General features: G+C 46.6%; 16 protein-coding genes. 7 read left to right on the plus strand and 9 right to left on the minus strand.

Annotated features, from left to right (window positions below; genetic code table 11):
* The coding region (locus tag FVR03_RS12805; RefSeq protein ID WP_187270156.1) for a leucine-rich repeat domain-containing protein at positions 1 to 238 on the plus strand (238 nt) is incomplete at its 5' end.
* Positions 239 to 582: 344 nt separating this feature from the next.
* Entirely contained in the window at positions 583 to 1,566 is a 984-nt protein-coding gene (locus FVR03_RS12810; RefSeq protein WP_147922151.1) for an NAD(P)H-quinone oxidoreductase, read from the plus strand.
* Positions 1,567 to 1,780: 214 nt separating this feature from the next.
* Here FVR03_RS12810 and FVR03_RS12815 read toward each other — a convergent pair whose 3' ends face one another.
* Positions 1,781 to 2,494 carry an RluA family pseudouridine synthase gene (locus FVR03_RS12815; protein ID WP_147922152.1) on the minus strand — a complete coding sequence of 238 codons (714 nt, stop codon included), beginning with the start codon at positions 2,492 to 2,494 and terminating at the stop codon, positions 1,781 to 1,783.
* Between the two features lie 275 nt (positions 2,495 to 2,769).
* Here FVR03_RS12815 and FVR03_RS12820 point away from each other — a divergent pair, with 275 nt between their 5' ends.
* The 3 genes from FVR03_RS12820 to FVR03_RS12830 are packed head-to-tail and all read left to right on the plus strand — an operon-like array spanning position 2,770 to position 6,060.
* Entirely contained in the window at positions 2,770 to 4,275 is a 1,506-nt protein-coding gene (locus FVR03_RS12820) for a sensor histidine kinase (protein WP_147922153.1), read from the plus strand.
* Positions 4,276 to 4,319: 44 nt separating this feature from the next.
* Positions 4,320 to 5,357 carry a DUF4369 domain-containing protein gene (locus FVR03_RS12825; RefSeq protein WP_147922154.1) on the plus strand — a complete coding sequence of 346 codons (1,038 nt, stop codon included), beginning with the start codon at positions 4,320 to 4,322 and terminating at the stop codon, positions 5,355 to 5,357.
* 31 nt (positions 5,358 to 5,388) lie between these two features.
* Entirely contained in the window at positions 5,389 to 6,060 is a 672-nt protein-coding gene (locus FVR03_RS12830) for a LytR/AlgR family response regulator transcription factor (RefSeq protein WP_147922155.1), read from the plus strand.
* A gap of 97 nt (positions 6,061 to 6,157) precedes the next feature.
* Here the strand turns inward: FVR03_RS12830 and FVR03_RS12835 are convergent, their stop codons facing one another.
* The 4 genes from FVR03_RS12835 to recA all read right to left on the minus strand — a co-directional run bounded on the left by FVR03_RS12835 (position 6,158) and on the right by recA (position 10,422).
* A complete protein-coding gene (locus FVR03_RS12835; RefSeq protein WP_147922156.1) occupies positions 6,158 to 7,195 on the minus strand; it encodes an ATP-binding protein in 1,038 nt (345 codons plus the stop codon).
* Between the two features lie 295 nt (positions 7,196 to 7,490).
* The gene (locus tag FVR03_RS12840; RefSeq protein WP_439651045.1) at positions 7,491 to 8,180 is read right to left on the minus strand and encodes a response regulator transcription factor; all 690 of its coding nucleotides are present in this window, start codon (positions 8,178 to 8,180) and stop codon (positions 7,491 to 7,493) included.
* 220 nt (positions 8,181 to 8,400) lie between these two features.
* A complete protein-coding gene (locus FVR03_RS12845) occupies positions 8,401 to 9,210 on the minus strand; it encodes a DUF3108 domain-containing protein (RefSeq protein ID WP_147922157.1) in 810 nt (269 codons plus the stop codon).
* A 171-nt stretch (positions 9,211 to 9,381) separates the two neighbouring features.
* Positions 9,382 to 10,422: a recombinase RecA gene (recA, locus tag FVR03_RS12850; protein WP_147922158.1), complete on the minus strand. Its 1,041-nt coding sequence runs from the start codon at positions 10,420 to 10,422 to the stop codon at positions 9,382 to 9,384.
* 196 nt (positions 10,423 to 10,618) lie between these two features.
* On the opposite strand from recA, the gene FVR03_RS12855 reads away from it, so the two are divergent.
* Complete coding sequence (locus FVR03_RS12855; protein ID WP_255474206.1) at positions 10,619 to 11,731, plus strand: lipid A deacylase; 1,113 nt, start codon at positions 10,619 to 10,621, stop codon at positions 11,729 to 11,731.
* A 301-nt stretch (positions 11,732 to 12,032) separates the two neighbouring features.
* On the opposite strand, the gene FVR03_RS12860 is transcribed toward FVR03_RS12855, so the two are convergent.
* Positions 12,033 to 12,662, minus strand: a complete 630-nt coding sequence (locus FVR03_RS12860; RefSeq protein WP_147922159.1) for a GNAT family N-acetyltransferase — start codon at positions 12,660 to 12,662, stop codon at positions 12,033 to 12,035.
* A gap of 185 nt (positions 12,663 to 12,847) precedes the next feature.
* On the opposite strand from FVR03_RS12860, the gene FVR03_RS12865 reads away from it, so the two are divergent.
* Positions 12,848 to 13,711, plus strand: a complete 864-nt coding sequence (locus FVR03_RS12865) for an SDR family NAD(P)-dependent oxidoreductase (RefSeq protein ID WP_147922160.1) — start codon at positions 12,848 to 12,850, stop codon at positions 13,709 to 13,711.
* A 63-nt stretch (positions 13,712 to 13,774) separates the two neighbouring features.
* Here the strand turns inward: FVR03_RS12865 and FVR03_RS12870 are convergent, their stop codons facing one another.
* From FVR03_RS12870 to FVR03_RS12880, 3 genes are all read right to left on the minus strand, one after another.
* Positions 13,775 to 14,212, minus strand: a complete 438-nt coding sequence (locus FVR03_RS12870) for a hypothetical protein (protein WP_147922161.1) — start codon at positions 14,210 to 14,212, stop codon at positions 13,775 to 13,777.
* A 273-nt stretch (positions 14,213 to 14,485) separates the two neighbouring features.
* Positions 14,486 to 15,451 carry an AAA family ATPase gene (locus FVR03_RS12875; RefSeq protein ID WP_147922162.1) on the minus strand — a complete coding sequence of 322 codons (966 nt, stop codon included), beginning with the start codon at positions 15,449 to 15,451 and terminating at the stop codon, positions 14,486 to 14,488.
* A gap of 99 nt (positions 15,452 to 15,550) precedes the next feature.
* A complete protein-coding gene (locus FVR03_RS12880; protein ID WP_147922163.1) occupies positions 15,551 to 16,930 on the minus strand; it encodes a peptidylprolyl isomerase in 1,380 nt (459 codons plus the stop codon).
* Between the last annotated feature and the right edge of the window lie 5 nt (positions 16,931 to 16,935).

Raw genomic sequence — 16,935 nt, forward strand, 5'->3', positions numbered from 1 at the left:
TAAAACCCTGCAAAGTCTGTTGCTCGGCCATAATCAGTTGAAGGAGGTGCCGGAGTCGGTAACGAACCTGGAGAACCTGCAGTTGCTGGACCTGAGCTTTAACCAGCTTACAACCATGCCCGCCAACATCGGCAAATTAAAAAAACTGCAAACCTTGCTGCTGACAGAGAACAATTTTTCAGATGCCGAAAAAGAGCGTATTCGGCAGGCGCTACCAAATACCTATATCTATTTCTAACAAAATAAAACTATGAACCCAAGCCTGAGCAGCTGCTCCGCCAAAAGCAGCCGCTCAGGCTTTTATTAGTTAAGAGTTTAAAGTTATGAGTTAAAAGTCAGGCAAAGTTTGAATACTTGTTGCTCATCTTCTCCACTCCAATATCTTAAATCACGGAACTTACCTTCATCCCCACATCAACAAATCAACCATTTAGCAATTTAACCATTAATCTAATTATTCTAATAAAAACAGCCTTCCGAAGGTTTTTGGAGTAAAATGCGCCAAGGGTAAAAACAGTACCTTACAACCTTCTGCTTTTACCATCGTCTTTTTTGTATCAGCAAAAGTTAAAACTGAAAGCCATGCAAGCCATACTTGTTAAAACACCCGGAGGTCCGGAGCAACTGCAGCTGGGGGAGTACCCGAAGCCGGAGCCAAAGCCACACGAACTGCTCTTAAAGGTGCATGCTACTGCCCTGAACCGCGCCGACACTTTACAGCGGCAGGGCAAATATCCGCCACCGGCAGGAGCAAGCCCTTTGCTGGGGCTCGAGGTAGCAGGAGTGGTAGAGGCGGCAGGAGCGGAATGTAAAACCTTTAAACCCGGCAATAAGGTATTTGGCCTGCTTCCGGGAGGCGGGTATGCTGCGTATGCTGTTATAGATGAAGCCATGGCCATGTCTGTGCCGGAAAACCTATCTATGGAAGAGGCAGCAGCTATACCGGAAGTGTTTTTAACAGCTTTTCAGGCGCTGGTGTGGCTGGGCAGGCTGCAGGCAGGGGAGCGGGTGCTCATCCATGCCGGGGCAAGTGGTGTGGGTACAGCTGCCATTCAGCTGGCAAAGGCTATGGGAGCAGAGGTGCTTGTAACGGCTTCTGCCGAAAAGCACCAGGTGTGCCTGGAGCTGGGAGCCGACAAAGCCATCGACTATAAAAACACCTCTTTTAAAGAAGAAGTACTAGCGTATACCAAAAATGAAGGAGTAGATGTGATCGTTGATTTTATCTCTGGTCCGTACTTCTCTGATAATCTCGATTGCCTCCGAACCGATGGGCGGCTGGTGATGCTGGCGACTTTAGGTGGCGGTAAAGTAGAAAACCTGGATGTGCGGAAGATTCTGGCAAAGCGACTGCAGATAACCGGCTCCACGCTCCGTTCTCGCTCCCGTGCCTACCAGGTGCATCTCACGCAGGAGCTAAGCGACTTTGCTGTAGAAAAATTTAAATCCGGCGAGCTAAAACCTGTTATCGATTCGGTGTATGATTGGCAGGAGGTGGCAGAGGCGCACCGGCACATGGAGGCAAACAAAAACACTGGTAAAATTGTACTACAGGTGTTGAAATAAGTCACAAGACGTTGGACACAAGACACAGGACTTTTCTGGTTACAATGTTTCAAGGTTTGTTCTCTTGATTCTTTTGTTATTTAAATTTTGATTCAGGCAAAATTACTTGAATGAAAATATCCTTTTCGCTCAAATGCAGCAACAGGAGCAGCTGTTGAGCGAAGGATAGTAACAAAATCTAAGGGCCTGTGTCCTGCGTCTTGTGTCCCAAAAATTAACTATAAGCCTGCAGCTGTTTTACCAGCACCGCAAAGTCTTTTGGGTAAGGTGCTTCTATCTTTATTTTTTCGCCATTCAGGAGTGTAAACCCGATGTTGAAGGAATGTAAGGCAAACCGCTTGATAAGTGGCTGCTCCTCGGTTTGCTGCTTCAGGTTAAATTTGCGTTTTAGGCTGCTCAGATACAAAGGTTCTCCGCCGTACAGCTCATCCTGCACAATAGGGGCTTTTAAATAAGCCAGGTGCACGCGTATCTGGTGCAGGCGCCCTGTTACCGGCACGCACTCTACCAGTGTATGCCGACTGAAATTCTCTAGCGTAGTAAAATACGTGTCGGCTGGTTTGCCTTGCGGGGCGAGTTTGGCCACACCTTTGGCACTTGTCAGGATGTTGCGGCTCACGAGCTGGTCCTCGAATTTATGCTGCCCCCACACCACGGCATGGTACACTTTGTATACTTCGCGGGCCTCGAACTGCATCGAAAGGTGGCGGTAGGCCTCCGGGTTTTTGGCAAGCACCAGGCAGCCTGAGGTATCCTTATCAAGGCGGTGGCAGGCCTGCAGGTCCGGGTTGTACTGCCGGGCTATTTTTAGCAGGTTGGTGGTGTTGGGCGTTCTGTCTTCGAGTGTGGCCAGAAAAGGTGGTTTGTTCACCACCACAAAATCTTCGTCTTCGTGTATAATCAGGTCTTTAAAAACCGGGTATTTCATCTTGTCTGCTATAAAACCAGGCACAGCTAACAAACCTGCTGTGCAATGGTGCAAAGATACGGAAATTTCACGTGTCCGATATTTTGTAACCAGAAGAGACGCCACCTGTCAGCAACCTCTGTAGTTCGCTACTGTTAATTTATACCTGCTTTTGCCCCATGTGCTTCTCTAAGGTAATGGTTAAGCCGATTCATCACATCTTTTTCGGTATTCATCACATTTATTTTCAGGGGTGCAAACTTACCTGTAAGATTGTATCATAAGAAACAGAAAACATGATACATCACAGGAAAATAGAGTTTTGGGTAGTAACCGTAGTTATTATCTTCTTCATCTTCAGTTTTGTGCAGGAGGCAGCGGCTGTACTAAGCAACCACGACTACCACGACATGCTTCATCAATATGGCTACAGGTTTAACGAAAATGGTTTGTGGTTCGACTTCCTGAAGCACCGGACCTACCCATTGCTATCGTACTACCTTACTATTTACCTCTCTTTCCTGCTCATAAACTTTTACATTTACCCCAAGCTGTACCTAAAGCACGACTATACCTTAACTGTACTGCTCGGCCTGCTGGTATATATAGGAACAGTGGTCTCATTCTCTGTTACCGACACCTGGTTTAAAGGCTATATGCAAGTGGGTTTTGGTTACTTCTTTTTAAAGAACCTGGTACTGGTGGTGCTATTGTTCGGCAGCTTTGCACTATATATTTTTCTGAAAGAAAACGCTTTGCGAACTTATACCATTCGGGCTGCCGGCGGCAAAACATTTCCTCCGGCCATTAAGCGCGAGTTTCAGGTGGTGGGAGGCATCTGGTTTGGGATTCTGCTGCTTTTTGTAGTTTCTTTTGATGATCGTGAGGCACGTGCTTTCGGAGCTTTCTGGTTTACTATGGTGCCTTATGCTTATCTGCTGTACGCGCTCAACAGGTATTGGCTCCTGCCGGAGTTTGAGAAAGACAGAAGGCAGTTCTGGGCATATTTCAGTAAGCTGCTCTCGTACTCGCTCCTGTTGTTTCTGCCCTTTGCCCTGGTCTTCAGCGGACTGATAAATGAATTTGAGCCAGGCTTATTTGTAGCGATTTGGATAGGGCAATTGCTGGTGGTGGGCACTTTGTCGTGGTTAGTATATAGGCGTACCAAGAACGATGTGAGCCAGCTTATTACGCTGAAAAAGGAGTTAGGGCAAACCACTGCTGATTTGCAGTTTCTGCGGTCTCAGATTAACCCGCACTTTTTGTTTAACTCTCTGAACACCCTTTACGGCACCGCTCTGCAGGAGAACAGCGAGCGCACGGCACAAGGTATACAAATGCTCGGCGATATGATGCGCTTTATGCTGCACGAGAACCACCAGCATAAAATTTTGCTCACCCGAGAGCTGGAGTACATGCGCAACTACATAGAGTTACAGTCGTTGCGGGTTTCTACTACGCCCGATATTGTGATCCAGACAAGAATAGAAGATGTGCTCGATGAGAAATTTATTGCGCCTATGCTGCTCATTCCGTTTGTGGAGAACGCCTTTAAGCACGGTATCAGCCTGAAGCAAAAATCCTGGATTAAGGTAACACTGCACTACGACCAGGACAAGCTCTACTTTGATGTCTACAACAGCACCCACAGCAGGCAGGAACTGGACCCTGAAAAAGACAAGTCGGGCGTGGGGCTAGAGAATGTGAGGCAGCGCCTGGCACTGCTGTACCCCGAGCGGCATGAGCTAATAATAAGAGAAACTTCAGAAGAGTTTTTTGTGCACCTTACAATACAGCTGTAGCGGCATGTAATTAGCAGGAATGGGAACACTTTAACTTGTATAGTATGAAACGGATAAGCAACCTGTCGCTTCTTCTCCTGCTAGCAGGACTCATCTTATCAGGAAAGCAACTGAAACCTTATACTGGTACAGCAGGCGAAAAACACACCATCGAAGGAAACATTGCAGGCCTGGGCCATGATACTATTCTGGTGAAGTACATGCCGGTAGCCAATCTGGGAATTCAGGAACTGCCCATGCAGGATACCCTTTTTTCTATTGACGGGAAGTTTTATCTTGACCTGCGGATAAAGGAGCCGGTGTTACTGTACCTGTTTCCAAAGAAAGGCGAGTTGGCAAGGCTCGATGGCACGCTTTTCCGGCCTGCAACCAATTACCTGGTTATGCTGGTAACACCCTCAAATAAATTAACTATAAAAGGAAAGCTGAAAGATTATTACCTTGATTACCAGGTAAGCGGCTCTGAGTTTAACGAGCAGTACGGGCAGGTACGGAAAAAATACATTCAGACTATTTCTGAGGCTGTCTCGCTTGAATTGGGGCTGGATACACTGCTGGCAATAAACGGCAACGGGGAGGTAATTCAACAGCTCTTTACAACGCGTAGCGAAATAAACGGCTTTTTGTGGCACGTACAGCTGGAGTTTATCAGAAACAACCTGGATCAGGAGCTGGCTGCTTTTTTCCTGATGAACCAACCAAACGATGTTTTCTTTAACTATTACGCTGCCTTAACTGCCGATGTCCGGAATGGCCTATTTAAGAAGGCACTTGCCCGGCAATACAAGACACTCCAAAATGCACATGCAAAGGCAGGTATGGTACCTCCGGGAGGTGATATGACTTTGTGCTTACTTAACAATAGCACCCTTGGAGCAGATGGTTCTCAAACAAAAACGTATTATTTTAATTGTAGAAGCAGTTCCGGTATTATAGAAGAACCTGTACCCACCTTACCAGAGAGCTATTGCACAACTATGGGTTCTGCACCTACTCCCGACGATGCCGTTCCTGATTTTGTGGTAGATGTGAGCTTAAAAATGTATAGATTTATGATAGCCACGTTTCAGAATACTTTTTAGGCAGCGGCAACAGCAACAACAGATAACAGATATGAAGGCAATTGCAATAGACGACGAACCGATGGCGCTGGAGGTGGTGCGGTCGCATGCGGCCAAAGTTCCGTTTTTAGAACTCGAAGCCTGCTTTACAGATGCCTTTAAGGCGCTGGAGTACCTGCAGCATGAGTCTGTTGACCTGTTGTTCCTGGATATAAAAATGCCGGACATAACAGGGCTGGAGTTTGTAACCAGTTTGCAGAAGAAGCCGCTTGTTATCTTTACTACTGCTTACTCTGAGCATGCCGTTACCAGCTTTGAACTGGATGCCATCGATTACCTCCTGAAGCCCTTTTCGCTGGCCAGGTTTGTGAAAGCCTGTAACAAGGCGCAGGAGTTGCTGCAGTTACGAAGCCAGGCGGCTGTTCCCAAAGATTACCTCTTCCTTAAAACCGGCTACGAGCAGGTAAAGGTGCATTACAACGAAATACTGTACATGGAAGCAGCCGGCAACTACATTACTTTTGTGCTGGAGAGCAAACGGCTGCTCTCGCGTATGACCATAGCTGAGCTAACCGAGCTGTTGCCTGCCGATAAGTTTACCCGCGTGCATCGTTCTTACATTGTAGCCAAAGACAAAATAGATAAAATTGAGCGCCACCAGGTCTGCCTCCAGGGCAATTACGTGCCTGTGGGAGCATCCTACCTGCAGCAGCTTCAGGTGTAGAGGTGCCTTCTGAGTTTTAGAGTTATTCCTCGAATTATGCTAATGAAAATGGCCTTCAGAAGGCAAAAAGCTCTTTTTATGCCAATGGTAGCAGGTGTTATTCTTTTGCTTTGAGGAGCTTGAAACGGAGTGTGGTGCCTTTGCCTACTTCGCTTTTTACGGCAATAAAGGAGCGGTGTGCTTCTACAATGTGTTTGCAGATGGCCAGGCCGAGGCCGGTGCTGGTGGTATCGCGGGCGCGGCTTTTGTCGATGCGGTAAAAGCGCTCAAAAATGCGGTTAATGTGCTCTTCGCCAATGCCCCTGCCATCATCTTTTACGGTAATGGTGTAGCGTTTGCGGTTCTCAGTAAAGTAGATCCAGATGTTACCTTCGGGCCTGCCATATTTTATGGCGTTGTCTACGAGGTTTACAAAAACCTGGCAAATGCGGTTCCGGTCGGCGAAGAGCATTATTTTTTCGCCGGGGTTCACCTCGAGGTGCAGTTTAATCTGGCGTGAGGCTGCCTTCTGCTCCAGTTGCTCAAACACTTCCTGTACCAGCTCCACTACATCGAAGTTCTTCTTCTGCATTTTTACCACGCCTTTCTCGAACTGCGATATACTGATGAGGTCCTGCACCAGCGTCTCAAGGCTATCGAGGCTTTTGGCTGCTTTCTGCAGAAACTTGTCGCGCACGTGGGGGTCGTCTACGGCTCCATCCAGGAGGGTATGAATAAAGCCTTGCGCAGCAAAAATTGGTGTTTTCAGCTCATGCGATACATCGGCTAGAAACTCCCGGCGCATGGCCTGCAGCTGTTTCAGCTCGTCTATCTCCTGCTGCTTACCCTCTGCCAGCTGGTAAATTTCATCTTTTATTTTTTTGAGTGGATCGGCAGTAAACGTAGATCGGGTCTCTACTTTTTTGAAATCCTGTTTCCGGAGCTTCTCAAGGCTGGTGTATACGTTCTTTATTTCCCTGAAAACCAGGGCCTCGTAGGAGAGGTAGAAAAAGAAGAAACAAGAGATGCAGACGGCAATCAGGGCTACTATCACGCCTTCTTCCGAAAGGATATCGACAAAAGCAAGAAAGGCGGTCAGCATAACTGCCACCGCCAGAGATATTAAAATGGCAAGCGTACGCGAGTTTAAATTCATGCAGATTTTAAGAAGCAGGTATTAAGATACACGTTTCTTCTGAAATAAAAGTAGGATAGGATTGTATTTTGTGCCTGCCTTACATAGCTAAGACACTAATAAGAGAAGTGCATGAGAGGAGGAGTTTTTGTTTTATAGCCTCATCTTCTCATGCACTTAATTATAATCTTCTCTTCCTGGCTCCAAAAGCAATGTTTACCTCTTTGGCAACATTTAAAATATGCTAATAAAAATGGCCTTCTGAAGCTTTTGGAGGTAAAAATAGCCAAGGGTCGGAGGAGTGTTGGCGTTAAGATCAGTCGGTGTTGAATTTATACCCTACACCCTTAATGGTTCTGATGTTGTCTTCCCCGATTTTCTCGCGCACCTTTCTGATGTGCACATCTACGGTGCGGGCAATTACATACACGTCGCTGCCCCAGATGTTGTTTAGAAGTTCTTCGCGGGTAAATACTTTGTTAGGAGTAGCTGCCAGGAAGGCCAGCAGTTCGAACTCCTTTTTAGGCAGTGTTATTTTGGCGTCGCCTTTGTAAACGGCAAAGCTGGTGCGGTCTATGCGCATGCCACCAATTTCGATTACCTTATCCTGTTCTTCCTGTTGCGCATCGCGGCGGGCAAAGGCAGCCAGGCGGCTAAGGAGGGCACGCGGCTTAATAGGCTTTGTTATAAAGTCGTCGGCACCGGCATCAAAAGCAGCTACTTCCGAAAACTCTTCGGAGCGGGCCGTCAGGAAGATAACATGCGTGTGGCGGAAATCAGGCATTTCGCGGAGCTGCCGGCAGGCGGCAATACCATCCATTACAGGCATCATCACGTCCATTAAAATAACATCGGGCTTAAACTCCAGTGCTTTTTCGATGGCTTTCTGGCCGTTCTCTGCCTGCTGTACGTCGTATCCTTCTTTCTGAAGGTTGTATTCCAGTAGTTCCACAATGTCTGGGTCATCGTCTACTACCAGTATTTTGTAGTGTAATGCTGTTGGCACACTCATTCGTTGTTGTTGATGATGCACGTTTAATCTGGCTGTTTCCATCATGTTAATCCAGGTAAAGGTATGTCAGGATGTACTTTCTCCTGAAACAAATATACGCTGGTACCAGCTAGAATATAGTAGGTTTACGAAATGTTAATATTTTCTTAACATACCTGCCACTAAGTTGAGTGTGTACCGCAACAAAAAACCAGCCTGGTGCGGCTGGCTTTCGTTAATTTTTGGCTAGGTACATCTTATGCTTTAAGTTCTTGTATTCATAAAGATCTACTTTAACCGAGCCTACAAACATGTTTGCCTGTATAAGTACAGGTATTTTATTGTTGTCGTCTGATAGGTAAACCGAAATGGCATCCTCGCCCTGAAAGAGTTTGTTACTTGGCATTTTCGGTATCAGTTTTATAGCTCTTATGTTGCCTGCTTTGGTGCTAACTGTTTCGCGGCCTTTGTAGGTAACCACCATGTCAAAAACTTCCTCATCAAAAAAACCTTTTACGTTTATTTTGTCGCCTACTTTCAGCTTATCGTAGTTTTGGGTGCGCAAAAAGTAAAAACCGCTTACAATATCCTGCACGTTATCGGGTATTTTGTGGGTGCCGGTGTGCTTGTCTTTGTTTCGTTTTTTCATTTCTACCGAAGCCGTTTTGGTGTGGTGGTTAAAGTCCACGGTTTCTCTTTTGCGGTAGTTTCCTTCTTCTATGTTGCGGAACGAGCGTTGAGGCAGTATAGCAGCTGTGTCTATATAAGACTGCCAGGTATCTCTTATCTTAATGAAAAAATCGAAAGAGCTGGTGGTTTTGCCGTAAACGGTTGCCTTGTAACAAGGCCTGCCATTTACATATTGCAGCGTAGGCGAGGTGTCTATAACTGCCTCTGCTGCCGTTATAGGTCCATAATGCACTTTGTATTTTAAGACTTCGCCGGTCGAAAAGCTTTGGTTAGGAATGTGGCGAAGGGTATCGCTTGCCACAAAACCAGACAGTACAACTACTAGTAATAATAAGGCCGGAAATATCTTACTCATGGTTTTATGTATAAGGACGTTATAGCTCACAGAATCAACTATTATACCAAATGTTTTTTCCTTTTCAACTAAAATTAAACACTTTTATTCTGCTATTCAACACCACTAAAACAAAAAAGGTGCTAACGGAGTAGCACCTTTTTTGTTTTTAACCTTATTTTAAAACAAGCCTTATTCTGCAGGAGTATCTTCTAAGGCAGCAGCAACTTTGGCTGGCTCGCCTTTTACAATAGCTCTTATTTTAGCTTCGATCTCGTCCATCAGTTCAGGATTGTCGAGCAGAATCTGCTTCACGCCATCTCTACCCTGGCCCAGTTTGCTGCCATTGTACGAGAACCAAGAACCAGATTTCTGTACAATCTCCAGCTCAACGCCTAAGTCCAGAATTTCGCCAACTTTGGAGATGCCTTCGCCATACATAATGTCGAACTCGATTACTTTAAACGGAGGCGCTACTTTGTTTTTCACTACTTTTACTTTCGTGCGGTTACCGGTAATGTTGTCGGCACCCTCTTTAATTTGCCCGATACGGCGAATATCGAGACGTACGGAAGCATAGAATTTAAGGGCGTTACCACCAGTAGTTGTCTCGGGGTTACCGAACATAACACCAATTTTCTCGCGTAGCTGGTTAATGAAGATACAGCAGCAGCCGGTTTTGTTGATGGTGCCTGTCAGTTTACGAAGCGCCTGCGACATAAGGCGGGCCTGTAAACCCATCTTGCTGTCGCCCATGTCGCCTTCGAGTTCTCCTTTTGGAACAAGCGCCGCTACAGAGTCGATTACAATAATATCTATGGCGCCAGAGCGAATAAGGTGGTCGGCAATTTCAAGAGCCTGCTCCCCGTTGTCTGGCTGAGAGATCAGCAGGTTTTCGGTATCGATGCCAAGTTTTTCGGCGTAAGCTTTATCAAATGCGTGTTCGGCGTCGATGAAAGCTGCCAGGCCGCCTGCTTTTTGTGCTTCTGCAATGGCGTGCATGGTAAGCGTCGTTTTACCAGATGATTCTGGTCCATATATTTCAATGACACGGCCACGTGGCAAACCGCCTATGCCCAAAGCGATATCTAACCCAAGCGAACCTGTAGAAATGGCAGGTATGTCCTCCACTTTGTTATCGCTCAACTTCATAACGGTTCCTTTGCCGTATGTTTTGTCGAGCTTATCTATGGTTAGCTGCAGGGCTTTAAGTTTTTCGTTGCTTACGCTCATGTGTGTTTGATTAAATAGCTTTATATTGATGTGAAATTACAACTTTTGCAGCCAATTAGCAAAAAAGCAAACAACTAATTTGCTAATTTTTTTAGTTGATCTTTGCTGCTAGTTCTTAACAAAAGCAGGTAGTGTTTTGTCCCCTTTTTCTCTAAAATTTATGTATTTTTTTAGGCTGGTTTTAATCTTAATAGTATTGTTTAGTAGTCAGTTAGTTAATGCCCAGCTCAACAACGATGCGCTGCTGCAGAAGTTACCCGTAACAGCGGCCAATGCTAATCAGGTTAGGATAAATGTGTTTGCATCGGGCTTCTCTAAAAACAACGAGTACTTTAACGGCATTGCCGATGGTTATACCTTATTTGGCTACCAGCTTAACCCAAGTTTGTCGTACCAGCCGGCGCCTTTTGTGCGTATAGATGCCGGCCTTTTTGCCTGGAAAGATTTTGGAGCATCGGGCTACCAAAGCATTCAACCTACTTTTACGGTAAAAATTCAGAAAGAGAACTGGGCGTTTCTGTTCGGCACGCTGGAGGGCAACCTGAACCATGGCTACATAGAGCCCCTCTTCGATTTTGAGCGTGTTATTCTAGATCGTATCGAGAATGGCCTGCAGTACCTTTACCACACCAACCGCTTTAGAATGGATGCCTGGCTTAACTGGAACAAAATGATTTATGTAGCCGACCCAAACCGTGAAGAAGTAGAAGGCGGTATAAGTGCTGCTGTGGCGCTGCTGAACAAAGAAGGCAAGTGGGGCCAGGACCATACATTTAAGATACATCTGCCCCTGCAGTTTACGGCCCAGCACAAGGGCGGCCAGATAGATAACAACGACCTGCCGTTACTAACCGTTGTGAACGCAGCTGCAGGGCTGGAGGTGGAGCAGACATACCCCTTTAACTTTCTGAAGCGGATTTACACTAAAAACTATATCGTGGGTTTCAAAGATTTCTCGAACGAGTTTCTGCTGCCTTTTGAGAGCGGAAGCGGCCTTTACCTCAATGCAGGCATCGACACCAAGTATCAGGATGTTATGCTTAGTTACTGGCAGGGAAGTGGCTATATCAGCGAGCTGGGCGGCAGGCTGTATCAATCGGCCTCTACTACCTACAAAAACCCTGATTATGTGCAGGAGGAACGGAGGTTGCTTATTCTAAGGCTAATGAAGGATGTTGAAATACTGGAGAACCTGCACCTGACTTTCCGGCTGGAGCCGGTGCTGGATCTGGACAACCCGAAGCTGGAGTTCTCGAATACTTTCTTTTTAACCTTCGATACTGATTTTTTTGTAGCAAAGAAGAAGTAGGTGTGTGTTACCCTTGAACAAAAAACACTGAATTGGCTTCTGAAGGCCATTTTTATTTGAATAATTGCTGGTTGTTTGTTGTTGAAGGTTAAATGGTTGAATTGTTAATTCGAGAAGCTTCGATTAAAAATATATTGTAACTCGTAACTTCTGAAGGCCTGAGTACATGCAAGTAAAACTGCCGGGCAGACCCTTGGCAATATTTTGCCCAAAAACCTTCCGAAGGCAAATTCTATTGGAATAATTGCTCCTTTACTCGGCATAACTAAGTTAAATGTGCTTAGCATCCTGAAAAGAGAATTTATGCCAGCACTTTAGACTTTGCCTCTTTCAGTTGCTGTAATTGTTCAAAGTCGGGGAGGGTGATGCCGTAGTAGCTCAGGTCTAGCAACTCGTTTGTGGTGGCGCCACGGTAGTCGCTGCGGAGGGTGCCCTCCAGCTGAAACCCGGCTTCTAATGCAAGTGCTCCTAAAATGGCATTGGCTTCGGTACATCGCAAATAGATTTTCTGCAACGACAGGTTTCTGAAGCCAAACACTACAACCTCCTGCATTGCCTGTAAGGCAAGTGACCTGGTAGCAGGCCACTCCGTAAAATACAGCCCCAGCTCTGCCTTCGGAATTTTGTAATCCAGGTTTTTCAGAGTAATGTCGCCGATGTAGGTTTTGTCTTCTTTCAGCCACACCCCAAAATCAAACACTTTCCGGTTTTCCCAATCGGTGCGGAGCTGTCTCATTTGTGTGCGGGCATCGTCCAGTACTTTTACGCGTGCCAGCCGGTTGCCAAATGCCGGGTTCAGAAGAGCACCATTTTCCAGCATCACGCGCATAAAATCCGATTCGTCTCCCTCTTCATAGGGCCGCAGAACAAGCTGCTTCGTCTCCAGCCGCTCGTTAAACGACTCCGACAGTACATTGTATAAATAGCTCATGATACAGGTTCCTTCCTAAATTTATGTACAGACAGGCATTTGTAGTACGTACGCTAACCAGCCAAAAACGATGGAAAGCCGTGGTGCCATGCCTGCTGTGTACTAACAAAGCAAGTGCCTCGTCGTAAACTTAAGTACCTCTTTTGTAGGAGGTGCTCAAACAATACATTAAGCTATTGAAACAAATGAAAAAAAGACTAGAAGACAAAGTTGCCATTGTAACGGGTGGTGGCAGTGGTATAGGCGAAGCTATCTGTAAAAAGTTTGCCAACGAAGGTGCCAGGGTGGTAGTAGCGGGTTTCCCGGAAGACTCGGTAGAGGAAGTGGCCAACGAAATTACGAAAGCAGGCGGCAAAGCTGTGGCCTTTACCGGCGACCTTTCGGTAGAGGCTAATGCCAGAAAATGTGTGGAACTTACGGTGCAGGAGTTTGGCAAGCTGGATATCCTGATTAACAATGCGGGCGTGTTCCCGGAAGTGAACTTAGTAACAGACTATACCGAGGAAGCCTTCGACTACATGTTACGGCATAACAACAAAACAACTTTTCTTATGTCGAAGGCGGCGCTGCCGGAGCTGCAGAAAACCAAAGGTAACATTGTAATTGCCGGCTCTGAGGCAGGTATGGTAGGTATTCCGCAAAACGCGGCCTATGGCGGCACCAAGGCCTTTAACCATGCCTTTATGCGTGGCCTGGCCGTAGAGCAGGCGCAGTTTGGCGTACGTTGCAACTGCGTAGGCCCCGGCCCCATAGATACCGCCTGGACCCACGCCAGCACCGGCCCTATGGATAAAGAGATGGAGAAGACAAACAAAATAGCTACGCCTATAGGCAGGCTGGGCACACCGGAAGAGGTAGCCAACGTGTACCTTTTTCTGGCCTCTGCGGAAGCTTCTTATGTTACAGGAGCTGTGTATATGGTAGATGGTGGCATTACCCTGGGCAAAGGACCTATAGGAGAGAAGGCCGATTCGTCGATGAAGCAGGAGCCGGAAGGTGACCTGGATCTAAAGCACAGCATGGATGGCCATACTTCCATTAGGGAGTAAAAAGTTTTAACCCGCTTAAAGCAGCAAAGGCCAGCGACACAATATCGCTGACCTTTGCTTTTATTAATTTACTGATGAAGTCAGGTAAGGGTAGATGTGGTGCTTCGGGCTTTTTAAGTTCTTTTGCTGCATCATTACTACCAGGGTGTGGGCGGTTTCGTTAAAAAACTCTAGCCTCCTGATCAGCATCTCTTTCTGCAGCACAGTGCCCTGGTCTGTTTTTATGTAGGCTCTTTTGTCTTCCAGCACATGGTGCATCACCTCAGTAGCCTGCTGCTCGTGCTGCAGGAACCACCCCTGGAAATCTTCGAGTCGCTTTGCTCCGGTTGTAGCCGATGTAAAGTTTAAGCCATGCAAACGTAGGATGCCAGCCAGCAAGTCTACTTCCAAAGGAATAGAGACATTATACGGCATCGTGCGCGTTTCAAGCTTGCTGTTAAACGCTCCGATGATCTTGTTTATATTGTCTTTCAGGTTGAATAGTAAGGCGGCCGCTTCCATAGAGAAGATTATTGATTTTCTTTGTCAGAATTTAAGGTACAAAAATACACAGATAAATGGAGTAGCCAACATCAAAAATTCATAACAGCAGGATTAGCTGTAGCCTACCCTTGAACTATTTCTGCTTTAAAAGCTTTGGAAGGGCATTTTGATTAGAATAATTTGGTCGCCGATTGTTATTTGTTGATTGTTATATGGCTTGTTTTGAGAATCAGGAGGAGTAAGCAAGGTACTTTTATATTTCCTTTCAGCAATCAGCAACCAACAATTAACCTACAGCAAATCCTGAATCAACTGCTCTACGGTAACGCCTTCGGCCTCGGCTTTAAAGTTACGGACAATCCGGTGGCGCAGAATAGGCAGAGCTACTGCCTGCACGTCTTCAATATCTGGTGAGTACTTGCCGTTGAGCAGGGCATTGCATTTGGCGCCTACAATCAGGTGCTGCGATGCTCTTGGGCCAGCGCCCCACTCCAGAAACTGGTTAGCTTGTGTAGCGGCGTGTGGCGTGTTAGGGCGGGTTTTGTGCACCAGTTTTACGGCATACTCCACTACATTGTCTACTACCGGTACACGGCGCACCAACTGCTGAAAGGCTACAATCTCGTCGGCGTGCAGAATTTTGTTGAGGGATGTTTTAAGGGCCCCTGTGGTGTTTTTTACAATCTGCAGCTCCGACTCATAACTCGGGTAACCAAGTGTAATGTTAAACATAAAGCGGTCGAGTTGTGCCTCCGGCAGCGGGTAGGTTCCTTCCTGCTCAATCGGGTTTTGGGTTGCCAGCACGAAAAACGGCCTTGGCAGGTCGTAACGCTTGCCGGCCACTGTTACTGAGTACTCCTGCATCGACTCCAGCAAGGCAGCCTGGGTTTTTGGAGGTGTCCGGTTTATTTCGTCGGCCAAAACAATGTTGGCGAACACCGGGCCTGTCACGAACTTAAAGTTACGGTCTTTATCCAGTGTCTCAGCGCCTACAATATCTGTCGGCATCAGGTCGGGCGTAAACTGCACCCGGTTAAACGACATGTCGAGCGAGGAGGCAATCGTCTGGATCAAAAGAGTTTTAGCAAGACCCGGAACACCTACGAGTAAGCAATGCCCCTGACAAAAAACAGCTGTAAGTACCAGCCGCACCACTTCATCCTGGCCAACTATTACTTTAGAAATTTCGGATGTGAGCTCCCGGTAAGAGCGATGTAGCGCATCGGCTGCTTCTTTGTCAGAAGTGTATTGCTGCATATAAGTATCTCTAAGTTATGAGTCAAGATTATGTTTGGCAGATCGGGCCTAAAAGCCGTTGCTGCCAGTCTTACCGGGTTTTGTTACCAGCTACGTATGCTATTGATTTACAGATTGGAGTATCTGGCAACTCTGGAACTCCGGATCGATCTGGATGTATACGGTATCTAAATTCTTTTTGAACCAGGTATCTACTGCTTTTCCTCTTTTCTCCTGTATGGCGGCATTCGATATTTTCTGGTAATCGTCGCGCAGGTTGGCTAAGTGCGGAACTGTTTTAGATTTCAGGTAAATAATACGCACCGCATCTGTACCTTCTGGTGTTTTGTAAGGAATAGGCTGCGAAATATCGCCTACTTTCATCGTATCAATTACAAAGAAAATAGCTGGGTCTACCTGCTCCATCGGGAAGTACGTGTCGCCGGTGGCACGGTTGGTTAACATGCCGCCATTGTCTTTTGTATTTTTATCGTCAGAGAGTTCTTTGGCCGCTTTGGCAAAGGTCATGCTATCGTTTACAATCAGGTTCCGGATGCTGTCCATCTCGGCCACAGCTTCTTCCACGTTTATGGTGGCTGTGGCTGGTTTAATTAAAATATGGCGGGAGTTAAATTCCTGGCCTCTTTTCTCGATCAGCTGTATCAGGTGGAAACCGAACTGCGACTCTACCACATTCGAGATCTGGCCGGGCTCCAGCTTTAAAGCGGTTGCTTCGTATTCTGGTACAAGTTCTTTTCTTTTAAAGAAACCAAGCTCACCGCCATCTTGTGCAGAGCCAACATCATCAGAGAACTGCTTGGCAAGAGTGGCAAAGTCTTCGCCGGCTACAATACGGGCTTTTATATCTTCGAGCTTCTGGCGCGCTACAGCTTTCTGCTGCTTGCTTACCTGGGCAAATTTTACAATCTGCCCTATCTCCACTTCACTTGAGAAATAAGGAAGGCTGTCTTTAGGAATAGCATTAAAGTAGTTACGGATTTCTTTGGGCGTTACGGTTACCTTCTCGTAGATCTGGCGCTGCATTTTGGCCACCACCAACTGCTCCTTAATGCTGCGGCGCAGGTCATCTTTCAGCTGCTTTAGTGTTTTGTTGTAGTATTGCTCTACCCGCTCTACACCTCCGGCCTGCTGCACAATATAGTTTACACGCTCGTTCAGTTCGCCATTCACCTGCGATTCTTCTACCGTAACAGAGTCGATCTCCGCACGGGCAAGCAACAGCTTATCCTGCACCATCGATTCCAGCAGTTCGCATTTCAGGCCCGGAGCATCCTGCTGCTTCGACTGAGCCAGGTACTGCAGGTATGTAAACTCCATTTCTGAGCGAAGAATAATATGGTTATCTATTTTAGCAACTATACCATCGATCTTCCGCTGCACAGGGGTCTGGGCAAAAGTGGTGGCAGAAGCCAGCAGGCAACAAATAAGCACGAAGGCAAGGCCGGCTGCTACTCTTTTTAAATTTGGGATATGAATCATGTTGT

This window comes from Pontibacter qinzhouensis (assembly GCF_008017455.1).
In the GTDB taxonomy this organism is placed as follows: domain Bacteria; phylum Bacteroidota; class Bacteroidia; order Cytophagales; family Hymenobacteraceae; genus Pontibacter; species Pontibacter qinzhouensis.

Excerpts from the sequence above, each read along its gene's own strand:
- FVR03_RS12880 (WP_147922163.1), bottom strand. The coding sequence starts at position 16,930 with ATGATTCATATCCCAAATTTAAAAAGAGTAGCAGCCGGCCTTGCCTTC.
- FVR03_RS12835 (WP_147922156.1), bottom strand. The coding sequence starts at position 7,195 with ATGAATTTAAACTCGCGTACGCTTGCCATTTTAATATCTCTGGCGGTG.
- FVR03_RS12865 (WP_147922160.1), top strand. The coding sequence starts at position 12,848 with ATGAAAAAAAGACTAGAAGACAAAGTTGCCATTGTAACGGGTGGTGGC.
- FVR03_RS12830 (WP_147922155.1), top strand. The coding sequence starts at position 5,389 with ATGAAGGCAATTGCAATAGACGACGAACCGATGGCGCTGGAGGTGGTG.
- FVR03_RS12820 (WP_147922153.1), top strand. The coding sequence starts at position 2,770 with ATGATACATCACAGGAAAATAGAGTTTTGGGTAGTAACCGTAGTTATT.
- recA (WP_147922158.1), bottom strand. The coding sequence starts at position 10,422 with ATGAGCGTAAGCAACGAAAAACTTAAAGCCCTGCAGCTAACCATAGAT.
- FVR03_RS12845 (WP_147922157.1), bottom strand. The coding sequence starts at position 9,210 with ATGAGTAAGATATTTCCGGCCTTATTATTACTAGTAGTTGTACTGTCT.
- FVR03_RS12825 (WP_147922154.1), top strand. The coding sequence starts at position 4,320 with ATGAAACGGATAAGCAACCTGTCGCTTCTTCTCCTGCTAGCAGGACTC.
- FVR03_RS12860 (WP_147922159.1), bottom strand. The coding sequence starts at position 12,662 with ATGAGCTATTTATACAATGTACTGTCGGAGTCGTTTAACGAGCGGCTG.
- FVR03_RS12815 (WP_147922152.1), bottom strand. The coding sequence starts at position 2,494 with ATGAAATACCCGGTTTTTAAAGACCTGATTATACACGAAGACGAAGAT.
- FVR03_RS12870 (WP_147922161.1), bottom strand. The coding sequence starts at position 14,212 with ATGGAAGCGGCCGCCTTACTATTCAACCTGAAAGACAATATAAACAAG.
- FVR03_RS12810 (WP_147922151.1), top strand. The coding sequence starts at position 583 with ATGCAAGCCATACTTGTTAAAACACCCGGAGGTCCGGAGCAACTGCAG.
- FVR03_RS12875 (WP_147922162.1), bottom strand. The coding sequence starts at position 15,451 with ATGCAGCAATACACTTCTGACAAAGAAGCAGCCGATGCGCTACATCGC.